At 48.0% G+C, this 14,095-nt stretch carries 9 protein-coding genes; all 9 read right to left on the reverse strand.

The genetic code is table 11. The annotated features are described in order from the left end of the window. Positions 1-8 precede the first annotated feature (8 nt). Entirely contained in the window at positions 9-983 is a 975-nt protein-coding gene (locus LL912_RS12970) for a pectinesterase family protein (protein ID WP_235553999.1), read from the reverse strand. After that, positions 965-2,005: a pectinesterase family protein gene (locus LL912_RS12975; protein WP_235554000.1), complete on the reverse strand. Its 1,041-nt coding sequence runs from the start codon at positions 2,003-2,005 to the stop codon at positions 965-967. The genes LL912_RS12970 and LL912_RS12975 overlap by 19 nt, the downstream gene beginning before the upstream one ends. A 20-nt stretch (positions 2,006-2,025) precedes the next feature. Continuing rightward, positions 2,026-3,492 carry a pectate lyase gene (locus tag LL912_RS12980; protein WP_235554001.1) on the reverse strand — a complete coding sequence of 489 codons (1,467 nt, stop codon included), beginning with the start codon at positions 3,490-3,492 and terminating at the stop codon, positions 2,026-2,028. Positions 3,493-3,542: 50 nt separating this feature from the next. Beyond that, on the reverse strand, positions 3,543-4,874 hold the full coding sequence (locus LL912_RS12985; RefSeq protein ID WP_235554002.1) for a pectinesterase family protein: 1,332 nt from the start codon (positions 4,872-4,874) through the stop codon (positions 3,543-3,545). A 37-nt stretch (positions 4,875-4,911) separates the two neighbouring features. Next, positions 4,912-6,678 carry a pectate lyase gene (locus tag LL912_RS12990; RefSeq protein WP_235554003.1) on the reverse strand — a complete coding sequence of 589 codons (1,767 nt, stop codon included), beginning with the start codon at positions 6,676-6,678 and terminating at the stop codon, positions 4,912-4,914. A 41-nt stretch (positions 6,679-6,719) separates the two neighbouring features. Further along, positions 6,720-8,345, reverse strand: a complete 1,626-nt coding sequence (locus LL912_RS12995) for a DUF4957 domain-containing protein (RefSeq protein ID WP_235554004.1) — start codon at positions 8,343-8,345, stop codon at positions 6,720-6,722. A gap of 17 nt (positions 8,346-8,362) precedes the next feature. Then, positions 8,363-10,204: a RagB/SusD family nutrient uptake outer membrane protein gene (locus LL912_RS13000; protein WP_235554005.1), complete on the reverse strand. Its 1,842-nt coding sequence runs from the start codon at positions 10,202-10,204 to the stop codon at positions 8,363-8,365. A gap of 8 nt (positions 10,205-10,212) precedes the next feature. After that, entirely contained in the window at positions 10,213-13,449 is a 3,237-nt protein-coding gene (locus LL912_RS13005; protein ID WP_235554006.1) for a SusC/RagA family TonB-linked outer membrane protein, read from the reverse strand. A gap of 437 nt (positions 13,450-13,886) precedes the next feature. Then, complete coding sequence (locus tag LL912_RS13010; protein WP_231008709.1) at positions 13,887-14,090, reverse strand: hypothetical protein; 204 nt, start codon at positions 14,088-14,090, stop codon at positions 13,887-13,889. Between the last annotated feature and the right edge of the window lie 5 nt (positions 14,091-14,095).

Below are 14,095 nucleotides of genomic sequence, written 5' to 3' on the forward strand. Positions count from 1 at the left end.
CTGCGCCCCTACTCCACCTGCCACCCGTTGAAGATTCTTTTTAAAGTATAGGCTGCGGCCTGCTTGGCAGTTAACCGGTGCGACCAGTTCACACGCGCTTTCCCGCCAGCGCCCTTGCCTGTTGAACGATATTCCCCGTAAAAAGCGGTTCTTTCATTGGTGGCTTTATCCCAGTTATGCCAACCTTCGGGCTTCACCACCCCGCTCATGTCGCAATCAATAAATACGGTTTTAGCATAGGGGCGCCAGGGGCGGCCCAGATAAAATGAAGCCGGCGGTGCATCCCCGGCAATCCGGCATTTCATAAAAATGTACCCGTATGCTGAAGTATCGGGTGTACTGGCGGCAGTAAAATACCCTCCGTTTTTCCCGTATATGCGGCATTCATCAAACACGGCAGTGGATGATCCGAAGATAAAATCCACCGTTCCTTCGATATCGCAGTTTTTATAATATTGCCGGCTGGCCGCGCCATAACCGTACGTATACAGGGTGTCCTGGAAACCCCGGAATTTACAGTTGATGAATTGAACCCGGTCGGATGCCACGCGTACTGCTACCGCCTGTCCTACGGGTCCGGCACTATTTTCAAAAGTGATGTTCTCAGCGGTAAAATCATCTCCATGTATAAAAAATGAAGCGCTGCCGCTGGTGCCGATGTCTTCGCCAAACCGGTTCTTTTTTCCGGCATAATCATCATAGGTAAGGATGACTTTATCCACTTCCTGGCCCACCAGTTTTACATTGGTTTTGGTAGGCGGCAACATAAGCTTTTCCTTATACACCCCGTTTTTTATGTAAATAACGGTTTGCGCTTTTCGAAGGTCAGGAACGGCATTGATCGCCTCCTGTACGGTTTTAAAATTACCACTGCCATCGGGTGCTACCACAAAATCGGGGTCCCGGGCCCATGCTTCCGGCATGGCCAGCAATAAAATGGCCAGGATCAAAAACCGTGGACGCATTACTTTTTTCCCGGCCATAAAAAGGGTTTTAAGTTGGTTTGTTTCAACCAGTCTTTTTCGCCCGGAAGACCGGCATTGGCTGCGGAAAAAATATGTTCCGGGGTGTAGAGCACCGCTTCTTTATCCGTCAGCTGCCGGCTCCAGGCTGCACGTTCGGCGGGCCGGGCACCGGCTCCCGTGTTTTTATACTCCGCATACCAAACAGTTTTTTCATTTTCGATATTTCCCCAATTATGCCAGCCGGCGGCCGTGATCTGTTCCGGCAGTTCGCAGCGCAGGAATACGGTTTTTGCATGCGCCCGCCAGGGACGGCCCAGGTACACTTTTGTCGCTTCCGGTACGGCGGTTATCCTGCAATCTAAAAATACAAACCCGAACTGCTTACCCGGTGTGGTACTGGCTGCTGTAATGTATGAGTTTGTTTTTTCTTTAATGGTGCAGTGCTGAAACACGGCGGTTGCCGGGCCAAAAATAAAGTCGGTGGTCCCTTCAATATAACAATCCGCAAAAAGTTGGCGGGCAGTTTCTCCCGCTGCAAAAATGGTATCCTGGTCTCCCAGGAATTTACAGTTTCTAAATACTGCTTTGTCCGCATCCACGTACAGGGCCACCGCCTGCCCCACCCGGCCTGCGGTATTGGCAAACGTAATGTTCTGCGCGTAAAAACGGTTGCCGGAGATTTTTGCCGTAAAGGAGGTGAAGGTTGTTAATTTTCCACGCCCGGAATAGTCGTTGAAGGTGATAATGGTACTGTCTGCATGCTCCCCGATAAAATTCACATCGGTGTTATTGGCGGGAAGTTCGATCTTTTCGTTATAGACACCGTTCTTTATATACAGCGTGATGGGTGCCAGCGGGTATACCCGCATCGCATCAATGGCGTCCTGTATGTATTTAAAATCGCCGCTGCCATCCTTTGCCACGGTAAAGGTATACTTGTATTGCTTCGGATTGGCCGTTTGAGCAGTGCCCTTCTTTACTACTGTCGTTACTAAAAACCACAGGCAAAGGCGCATCAGCTGTTTTATATATAATTTCATCCCATTTCTTTTTTTCAAATTTAGTACAAACCCGTAGCCAGACTGTTGATATACACTTCCACGTTGGTATACCCGGTACTTAGTGTATACTTTTTTCCATCTGAAATATCATTTGGATTCAATCCCTTTGCTTTTTCCCAATCATCGGGCATGCCATCCTTATCCGTGTCGGCAGGAGCCGTTCCTGTTTGCAGGGCGGGCCAGGCATTAACGGTAAGCGCAAATTCGGTACCATGCGGAAAGCCTCCCTGTACATCAATGATGCGTCCCGTACTATTCTGTACATCTGATATGATGCGGGCATCCAGCGTATCTCTTTGAGGCTTCACACAACCGGCCTTTTGTAATACTAGAGTGTAAGCCTCTGCTGCGGTGTGGGTAACGATTGTTTCTACGGGGAAAGGTGTGGCTCTTTTTGCTTTTACCGTGTCGGACAGTTTGCCACTTTTCATGCTTGCCCCCAGCCAGTTATTGGAGGTATTGGCTGCAGAACTTGTAATATAATTTCCGTTAAGATAGTACTGCGCATAAGGGTATTGATCTGACGAGTCGATAGCCACGATCTGCGTTTTGCGACTGGTCGTGGAAGGTCCGGGCTTGAGGTAGTTATTGACCATATTGTAATACCCTCCTTCTCCGCCATATATATTATTGATGCCCCAGTTATAGATCAGGTTGTTCCGGAAGTCGGCCAGTTCCGCACCCACTGTTGCAGGAGTATAAGTGCTTACGCCTGCAAACCGTGGCATCCGGTTTCGGCAATGTGCTATTAAATTGTGATGAAAGGAGCCATGTTTAGATCCCCATATGCCCCCATATCCGTGCTGTTCATAATCCGCATCCCCCGTTTCAAAATGATAGGAATAATTGAGCGGTTCCGAAACAATATTCCATTGCAGCGTCAAGCTATCGCCCCGGTAGATGGTCAATGCCTCGTCGCTGCTCCAGCTTACACTGCAATGATCGATGATGATATGTTTATTGCCCAGGTTGCCCAGCGCATCATCGCCGCCACTGCCGTCCACCATGCCTTTGTTCTGATAGCGGTCGCCCATACGGAAGCGCATAAAACGGATGATCACATTATCACCACTGATCACTACCGGATGATCGGCCACGCAAATACCATCGCCCGGAGCCGTTTGCCCGGCAATAGTGGTATTGGCACCGATGTTGAGTTTCGATAAAAGGCGGATGGTTCCCGCTATGCGAAAAATCACAATTTTAGCCGCCGTTCCTTTAACGGCTTCACGCAGACTGCCGGTTCCGGCGTCGTTCAGATTTGTAACTTCTATTACAACGCCGCTACGCCCACCCGTCGCATATTTTCCAAAACCTTCTGCCCCGGGAAAGGCATAACCGGTTTCGCTTACAGGTGTTGGGGCACCCGTGGTAACGGGATCCGGATCTTTACCGGGTACAGGCGTGTTGCTTTTTGAACACGCCATGACAGGCATGGCCAATACGAGCAATAAAAAAAATTTCATAGTTGATGCTTTTAACATTAATGAAGCGAACAAGCGCTTCCGGTGTATGATTATTTTGTAACGATGCGTATATTTTCGGCAAGGAAGCCGGGATCCCAGTTATCAAACATTTTTTCGAATGTATACCGGGCGGTTTCTGCATCTGTTAACTGGTGCGACCAGCTGACGCGCGCAGCCGGGTTGGCGCCGGGTCCTGTGGATTTATACTCTGCGTAATAAGCCGTTTTTTCGTTGTCCGGATTGCTCCAATTGTGCCAGCCTTCGGCTCGGATATGACTGCCCAGCTCGCAGGAGATCAGTACCACCTGTGCTTCCGGCCGCCAGGGCCGGCCCAGGTATACCCCCGATATACCTGTTGCCGAGGTGAACCTGCAATTTTGAAATACATACCCGTAATCCTGTCCTGCAGATGTGGAGGCGGCCGTAACATATCCGCCCGTGCGGTTGCTATACAATTCGCAGTGATCGAACAAGGTTTTTGATCCGCCAAACATAAAATCGACCGAGCCTTCGATATAGCAGTTCTTTATATACTGCCGGGTGGCATTGTGTGCATACCAGGTATCCTGGTAGCCCAGAAAGCGGCAATTGATAAAGGCTGAAGAGGCTGCATCAATATACAGGGCCACCGCCTGCCCGGCATTCATTCCCGCTGAATTTGCAAACGTAATATTGTCTGCAACAAAATTATTTCCTTTCACATAGAATGACCTGGAATCCGCGGTTCCGTAGGTGCCTCCTCCCGGCTTGGGACGGCCGCTGTAGTTATCATATGTAAGTACCGTTTGCGTCTTATCTTCGCCTACCAGGTAAATATAGGGCTTGTTCTGGCCTACTTCAATCACCTCCTTATAGGTGCCCTTCTTTATATAGATATAGTAATAGTTGGTACCATTCTCGGGCACCGCGTTGATGGCCGCCTGCACCGTGGTATAGTTACCCGAACCATCGGCGGCAACAACGGCATCGGCAACCTTGTTAATAACAGGCGGCGCCATTGTCATAAAGGTATGTATCTGCGACTTTGAAGTTTCGGATGGAAATCTCCGGCTTATGGCACGCAACCGCAGCGCATAGCTGGTGCTCGGTGTTAGTCCTTCAAATGTATAAGAGCTCCCTGCAATGGTATCTGAAGCGGCGATGACTGCCGGAGCGAAAAAGGTTTCACCCTTGCATAGTTCTACAAAATAGCCATCAGCTCCGCTTACGGGATCCCAGCTGATTATCGCTTTGTCTGATTGAGGCTGTGCCACTAATGTACCCGGCTTATCGAGCTCATGCAAGCCGGTGGCCCTGCCGCCCTGTTCTTTCTTACAGGCTGTTGCAAATAACAGCGTCATCAACAGGATCCGTTTCATCTTTACAATTACAGATGATCTCATTGGCAATGATTTTATTTTATGAATGTGCAGACAGGCGTTATTTCACCTGGTTATCCGTTATGCTTTTTACAAGGCTGTTTATGTATACTTCAATATTATCATAGACTGCACTTAGATCCCGGCTATTGGCATTGGCCAGTTTAGGATCCAGTCCATTGGCCGTTTCCCAGGCATCCGGCATACCATCCTCATCTGAATCAGCAGAAGCGACCGATGCATTGAGTACCGGCCATCCGCCCACGTCTTTTTGTGTATCGATGATGCCCGGCAAACCCGAAACGGATCCTTTATAGGTAGCGGTACCTGTTCTTACTTCATGCGTTATTCTCGCATCCACCGCATCTCTTTTATAAGAAGCCCCCGCATAGCTCAGAACGGCTTCGTATGCCTGCACGGCGGTATGCAACGGCACTTCATTAGCGGCAAAAGGAACGGTTTTCCGAACCATTTCCTCAGTAATCCCTGCGTCATAATCCACACCGCCATTCCAGTTGTTGGCGGTAACGGTCGTATTTCCATCTACATAATTCCCATTTATATAAAACCTACCATATCCCGCACCATAAACCAGGGGGTCCGGTGCCCCGGCAGCATTGTCTTTTGACACCTGCATGATGCGTTTATTGACTCTTGCAGGTGTAGCCGGCCCCGGTTTGTAGTAGTTGTTCATGATATTATATTCCCCGTTTTCACCACCGTAAGCGCTGTTGCCACTCCAGTTATAGATCACATTGTTCCTGTAATCGATTTTGTCAGGGCCGAAGATTCCCACTCCAGTTCCACTGCCACTGCTATACCGCAGCCCTCCATCAAACCTGGGGTTGCGGTTGGTATGATGGGCGATCAGGTTATGATGAAAGGTAGCCGGCGAACCGCCCCAGATACCGCCATAACCATGAGCGCCTTTGGAATGCCCGGAGTTATTCATACTTTCCGTAACCATACACCACTGCAGGGTAAAATTTTTATTGTGATAAAAGGAAGCCGTTTCATCAATCGACCAGCTCATGGAGCAGTGATCGATTATGATGTTTTCTACATCCCGTCCCCAGAACGCATCACGCTCAATGGTAGCGACATTCGTATCACCCAGCCGGAACCGCATATACCGTACAATAACATTGTTGGCAGCAATATTCATTTCATAATCCTGAATACAGATACCATCGCCCGGGGCGGTTTGACCGGCTATCGTTACATCGCCGTTCCTGATCTGCAGCCGCGATTTTAATTTAATATTACCTGACACCTCGAAAACGATGATCCGTTTACCCGACTGTTCAATCGCCGCACGCAGACTGCCTGCACCCGCATCATTTAAATTGGTAACCTTTACAATCTTACCGCCACGTCCACCGGTAGTATATTTTCCGGCGCCTTCTGCACCCGGGAAGGCCTGTGCTGTTTCTGGTATTTCCGGCGCCGCCGTGGTGAAACCCTGGTACAACCCTTTTGAAGTAAGGGATGCATTGGTTTTATGAATGGCTTTCAGTTTTGCCACATAACCCGTTTTTGCATCCAGACCGGTTACTTCCGTTTCGGCAACAGCAATTGTATCGCTTTTATAAAAAGGACTTATAAAAACAGGCCCTTTTGCAATTTCTACCACATATCCCTGGGCACCCGCAACCGGGGACCAGCTCAATTTAACCGATGTAGAAGCGGAAAGGATCTGTAAACCGCCGGGGGCTGGCAGCTCCAATCCTTCACGGGTTACCGGGTCTTCTTTTTTGGCACAGGATCCGGCCAGTACAAAAAAGACCATTGCCAGGCTTAACATACCTCCATTTATATTAAATGTCATTCTATTGGTCGTTTTTAAATATTCGTTGGAATCATTCCGGATCAGGGCCGCCAGCGCGGATCACCGGCCGTTCCTTTACCGGGGAACCCGTTATCCTTTATGAAAAACTGACCGGTATCCGGACTCACAAATATATCAGTGCTGGTTTTGGTATAGTTGGTATAGCTCGGCAATATGGCTGAAGCATCACTCTTCCATACAAAATCGGAAGCCGTAAAATTGTTTCCGGATGTGACTACAACGGCCGGGTTGGCCCTGATGCCCCTTATTTCATATACGGGTGGCGTTGCCGTTGTTCCCTTTGCTCTTCCCAGGATTATATTATTAAAATCGATTCCTCCCGAAGGGTATAGCGTGGTGCCATTGAAATCAATGATATAATTGGGCGACAATACCGCATTATAAAAGGTACTATTGCTCACCGCCATCTTGCCGTTCATATTGTTCTTACTGGTAAAAAACTTTTCAGCATTGTAGAGGGTGGAGTTATTGAACGTAAAATTATGCACCACCGCGGTTGCATCGTCGACCGTTACCACGCCATATCCGCCTACGTTGTAAAGGATGGAGTTTTCAATGGTATATTTCCCTATTTTGATGGCGCCCCTGAAGCGGGTAACCCCCCGCAGATCATGAATAATACAATTATCGAACAGGAGCTCGTCGATATTGATTGTTGCACCACTTGGATTGAAAAGGTACTTTCCCGCGGCATCATTTGTATATAATTCAAGATCTAAAAACGCCGCTTTTGCGATGTTCGCACCAGCAGGAATGCTAAAATTGCCGGTCCCCGTAATGGCTATTTTTGCTTTTGCTGTTACAAACGGATCGGCCCCGCTCATGATCGTAATGGATTTTGAAATATTCAATGCCGCAGCAATATCATAAAGAGCACCTCTTTTTAAAATAATTGTGACTCCGGCTGCAGCATTTTCCACAACGGAGGATAGATTCACCGTTGACGGGTCTGTCTGCTGCAGATCGATTACCTCGCCCGCTATGGCTTCTTTTGTGGTATAACTGTTACTACCCCTGAACTTCGTTCCGCTGTAAAGTTCCACGCGGTACGCCGTGGCGGCCGTCAATCCTTCAATCAAAACATAAGCATGGGACCGGTCATCCGCCGTAAGCGTTAGCTCCTTAACCGTGGTACGGTCATCTGTTTTGATCACTTTTACAGTAGTTACCGCATCTCCCTCGTTTTTCCATTTAAACAGGATAGTGGTCCAGCCCACATCCGATGAAACCGGATCTATTACAATTGTCGGGAACCGGGGTGTTTTGATTTCCCCGAAATCTGCCGGACGTGAATTTTTTAAAGGATCCGTTGGATGCAGCGCTGTGACCCGCACCTGGTAGAGTTGTTCCCACAAAAGATTTTCAACGGCAGCCGCAGTGGTATCTTTTACTTCTACAGCATTTGAAACGGTTTTAAATGAGTCCATGCTCAACTCTATTTTATATTTATCCGTTTCCGTATTTTTCTGCCAGGCAACATCTATATAATTCCCGGGGGCTTTCAGACTGCCTTTGATCACAGGCCGGAACAACCGGGGCGCTTCTCCATCCAACTCTGGTTTCCATTCCTTTTTGCAGGAACCGGCTACAACAACTGCAAGTGCGGTCCATATGAATATATATCTGAAAACTGATTGATTGTTCATTTCACTAAGTTTTAGGATTAGAAGTTATACCCTTCGTTTTTCAGGGAACCCAGGCTGCTGCTGACCACTGAACTGTGCAGCGGCAGGATATAGGGTACCGGTGCATTGCCCGACTCATCCTTATACCCCCTCCAGGACCTAAGAATATAATCGGCCGGCCCATTGGTAGTGGTATTGTACAAGGCCGACATCCAGGGCGTCCGGGTATAACCATCGGGGTTATCGCCCTTGGACGGACTATCCTTCAGAGGAGGAAGCACCGGGCTCTTTCTGAAAATACCGCCAAACCATTCAATGGTCTTGTCTGCCTTTATCCTGTAATAAAGGTTTACGGGTAAATAATCGTAAGGACCTGCACCGTTAACGGCGTTCTCGCCCATTTGTGCCAGTTTTTGTTTGGCTTCAGCGATCTTTTTTCCAAACAGGTTCCAGCGGATCAGGTCATAATGCCGGATGCATTCGCCACCCAGCTCCCAGGCTCTTTCATTCACAATTGCATTAAAGAACGCATCCTTGCCCGTAGCTACACCTGCTACATAGGCATCCACTTTTTCTGTCCAATAAGCGCTGTTGAATGCTCTTTTTCGCACTGTTTTAAGCATTTCAATTGCAGCACCTGTAGGCCCGTTATTCAGTTCGTTTTCCGCCTCAGCATACATCAGCATCACATCAGACAGGCGCATAATGGGCCAGTTAATGCCGGTTCCCTTCGCGGAGGTTGGACCAGAAGGCGTAGGCATCAGCAGCCGGCTCCAATTTCCGATCCCCAATCCGGTTATGCTGATGGGGGCCTGTGTTAATGTTTTATCATACTTAATAAAAGCCACGGTCTTTGCCAGCCGGGCATCCAGTGTGTCAAAACTATACGCATAGGAAGGCGCCAACGGCTTGTATGTAGACCCTGAGCCATAATTATGATCCCCCGCATCTACGGCCATTCCGATATTCCAGCCCACATCCCCGAAGCCGGGTTGAAAGGCAACCTCGTACAATACATCCGTTTTACTGTCTACAATCCATTTACTCTGATTGTCAAATACCGCTGCAAAAGAAGGGTTTAATGTGCGTCCCCAATCGTAAATAGCCTTATGTGCATAGTCTCTTGCAATCTGATAATAATCTTTATAATCCTCCTTACGGCGCATGATCATATCCGGGTATAACCAGTATCCTCCCCGACACAATGCCAGCCGGGCAATTAGTCCCTGTACAAATTCCCGGTTCACCCGTTCCACGCCGTATTCCACATCGGCTGCTGGTTTCATACCGGGCTCAACGCTGATCAGGTCCTGGATCAGTGTGCTTAGTATGACACCCCTGTCAGTGCGGGACAGGTACAGGGTATCGCCGCCGCGGGTAGGTTTTAGTTTAAATGGAACATCGCCCCAATAATTGATCAGCCAGTAATACCATAACGCCCGTAAGGCCTTTGCTTCACCCAGTAGTTGTTTCATGTCGGCCTGCGTTGCGCGGGGTGATTGTTCAATCCCTTCTACCGCAATATTGGCCCGGTTAATGGCATTGTAGGCATTCTCCCAAACCGTTCGTATATCACCATTGGCATCGGTTGCTTCCATCGACCAGATGTCCCTCCGGGAATTATCGGGTGCCGAACCTACACCACCTACCTCTACATCTGTATTGGGAATAAATGAATCCGATAAGCGGGAGGTGAACGCATCCTGGTTAAACAAGGCGTAAATGCTATATACCCCTTTAACGGCTTCGTTGGAATTGGCGTAGATATATTCCTGCGTGAAATTGGAAGGCGAATCGGTATCTAAAAATTTTTTGCAGGAAGTGCTGGCTGCAGTAATACAAAGAGTTGAATATATATATAAGGATAACTTATTTTTCATAACCGCTTTTATTTAAAGTTTACATTTAAACCGAACGTAAAGGACCGGCTCTTGGGGTAGGCCGAATAATCGACGCCGGGCGTTAAGGCCGCATAGGCACTGCTGCGCGTGGTAGACACTTCGGGATCGTAACCCGTATAGCGCGTGAGCACAAAAGCATTATAGATGGTTCCAAAAACCCGGAGCGATGCAATCCCTGCTTTGACCGTAAGCCTGCGCGGCAGGGTATACCCCACCGTAAAGAAACTCATCCTTAAAAACGAACCGTCCTCAATGGCATCAGAGGTAATCACCGGCGAGGCAGTGCCCATGGAAAAAGGCGACCAGACGGTTGCATGTTGGTTAAGTGCCACCAGGTCCTCAAGTGAAGTCACCAACTCGCCCTGTTCGTTTACATATTTATAGCGGTTGGAGGAATTCATCCGGTCGGAAATATTGCCAAAAGTGGTCCGGTACAGCATATTGTATTGGATACGCCCGGTATTATAAATATCATTACCATATACCCAGTTGAAGAAGGTGCTCAGGTCAAAGTCGCCGACGCGGCCATTTAAGCCAAAACCTCCCGAATGCTTGGGTACGGCGTTGCCGATGACCTGCCGATCCTTATCGGCAGTAATTTGCCCATCGTTATTCAGGTCTTTCAGTTTCAGGGTACCGGGCCGAACACCAATGGCACCTCCCAGTATGGCGGCATCAGAAGCAACGCCGTCTTTTAAAACATACTGCCTGGTTGCCGCGTTATACGATTCAAAATCATCGGAGGTATAAAAGCCGTCTGCTACGTAGCCATAGATCTGCCCAATGGTACCGCCGGTTTCCAGCAGGTAGTCATCCTGGGTCTTTAAATCGGTGCCTGCCCAGTTCGACTGGAAGGTTCTGATATTATTACCATCCAGCTTATCGATCCTTGGTATGTTGCGCCCGATATTAAAGGATGCGCTCAGGCTGAAGTTTTTCTTTTCTATGATCGGAGCATTGAGCCCCACTTCGAATCCCTGGTTGGAGGTTTGACCGAGGTTGATGAGTTGACTTCTAAAACCGTTGTAACTGGGTATGGCATTATCAATGATCAATCCCTTTACCGTATTCTTATAAATATCGATCGCACCATTCAGTTTGTTTTTAAACAGCGAGAAGTCAATCCCCGCATTCCTGGAAACCGTGGTTTCCCATTTTAGATTTGGATTGGGCAATGAGCTGTTTAAGATGTTGTAATATACCTGCGATTCGTCTCCGGCGCCATAGCTTCTGTTTTGGCTGGGCGCAAATAAAAACCGCCAGCTGTCGTTTGCAATACGATTGTTGCCCGATTCGCCATAGCTTAACCGCAGCTTGAGATCATCTACGAAACCTGCATTTTTCAAAAAGTTTTCTTCTTTCATTTTCCAGGCCACAGCCGCCGATGGAAAATAGCCCCACCGGTTGCCTGGCGCAAATTTGCTGGACCCGTCGGCACGCAAGGTTGCATTGAGAATATACTTATCTAAAAATGTATAATTGAGCCGTGTAAAGCCGGATACCATATCCTCGCCTCTCAACTCGCGGGTTTCAACCAGGTATGGGGTACCCAGCGCCATATTGGCAAATAATACTTCGGGAGCAGTACCTTCTTCAAATTTTATTGACTTGTTGAGCGCTGAACGTCCCGTGGCAAAATTGAGCTCATGCCCCAGCAAAAAACTCAGGTTGTGCTTTTTGTTGTTGAACGCCCGGAAATTGGCAGTATTGACGAGGCGATAAGCATCAGAAGAAGCAGAACTGATTTCTCCCAATGGCTGGGCATTTCCTATATTGCGCGACTCGCCGGTGAGCGGTCCCCAATACCTGAGGTTGCGGCCGGTGCGTAGGGTAACGGCCAGCTCCGATCGGAGACTTAACCGCTTCAAAGGAGTAAAAGAGAGCGCTGCACCCAAACTGAGATCTCTTGTGCTTCGTTGCCGGTAATCCTGTTTCGCCAGCTCCACCGGGTTGACCAGGCTTTTCAGAAAATTGTCATAATCATCTTCCCCGTCCTGTATATCGATCGGGTCAATTTCAATATGATCGGCCAGCCCGTTTATAGGCCTTGTTTGAATACCATCAGCAATACGTACACTGGAACTGCCCGAGGTACCTGCACCATCAACGATATTGTTGGTATACCGTGCCGAAAGATCCAGCTTTAGGTTCTTATACAACTCGTGATTTAATTTAAAGTTGAAATAAAAACGCTTTTGCCCGGAATTGAGCATCAGCCCCTCATCATTGTTATAGGTGGCACCAAAACTCAATTTGGTTTTTTCGGTACCGCCCGAAATCGAAAGATTATGCTGGGAAGATCTTATGGCTCCTCCGAATAATTCATCCTGCCAGTTGGTACCTGCCTGGTATTTGTAAAGCTCCAGGTCGTCATATGCTCCAAAAAATTTTTTAAAATTGGTATATTCACTGGAAGTGGTGCCCCGGATCAGACCATATTCATACTGCAACAAAGCAAATTCATAGGGCGACAATACTTTTAACTCCCTTGGCATGTATTTGCTCTGGAAAAAGTTATTATAATTTACAGATGTCCGGCCCGCTTTTGGTTTTTTAGTAGTTACAATGATCACTCCGTTAGCACCTCTTGATCCATAGATGGCGGTAGCGGAGGCATCTTTTAATACATCCACCGTTTCTACATCTGACGAGGAGATATCATTAAGATTATCGACAATGAACCCATCTACAATATATAACGGTGCATTGTCCTGGGTGATGGATCCTCCGCCTCTTACCCGAACTACGATCTCTGCTCCGGGCGCTCCGTCAACTGTGGTTACCTGTACCCCGGGTAACCGTCCTGTTAGCGCCTCGGCCATATTTACCACCGGCGATTTCTCCAGTTCCCTACCCTTTATAGAACTCACTGCACCCGTGAGGTCTTTTCTGCGGGCGGTACCATAACCAATGACCACCACTTCGTCGCCGGCCACCACGTTCTTTACAAGGGAAACGATCATTCCATCCTTTGCAGCAACCGTTTGGCCGGTATAACCGGTATGAGAAAATACAAGCTGCGGTTCGCCGCTGTCCGGTACCAGGATTGAAAACCGGCCCCGGCTGTCTGTTTGCGCGGCGGCACTACTCTTCTCTAATGTGATCGTAACTCCGACAAGCGGATCATTTGAATCTTCCAGTACGGTACCCGATATTTTTTTTGTTTGGGCACGGGCGGCGATTCCCAACACAATGGTCAATAACAATAATAAGACTCTGTTCATACGGCAGTAATTAGAATTTATATTCAGTTATGCTGGTTTACGTTTCCGACCTCATTGATTGCATTTCTAACCGCTTTCACCGGGTACCATTTTTTTCCGAACGCCTGCTTCACATACGGCTTCTGCCCCTTTACAACAAGGGTATACAGCATCACTTCTTATGCGTACCATGAGATTCCGGATCTGCAAGCATCGATCTACATAGTGCTTTTACCAATGCAATCGATTACAATTTTATTGCTTTTTTCCCGTCTCTTTACCACATGGGCACAACATTTTTTACGCAATCGTTACCGGAGTGCTTCCCGGCCGATAATTTGACCGCATTTCGTGCATAGCGTCGAAAAAGCCATGTTCACCATGCATCCTTTTCTAGCCACCGCCCAACAAAAAACCCCACAATAATGTGGGGTCTGTATAGAAATAGCGTTGTAAAATTACCAGTCCTGTTTTGCCAAACCAGCTTTAATAGCAGCTAATGCTTTTTCTTCTCCCAGGAGAGAGGTCAGTTTATTTCCTTTGCCGTCATGCCCTTTCGCAATATATCCGCCCTTTGCCGTGCGGGAAATCACAGCGTCCTGGATCGGTACATTCTTTTCTTTTGTTTTCACATTGTAAGCGGTAAGAGTTGCATCTGCCATAATGA

Source organism: Niabella agricola (assembly GCF_021538615.1).
In the GTDB taxonomy this organism is placed as follows: domain Bacteria; phylum Bacteroidota; class Bacteroidia; order Chitinophagales; family Chitinophagaceae; genus Niabella; species Niabella agricola.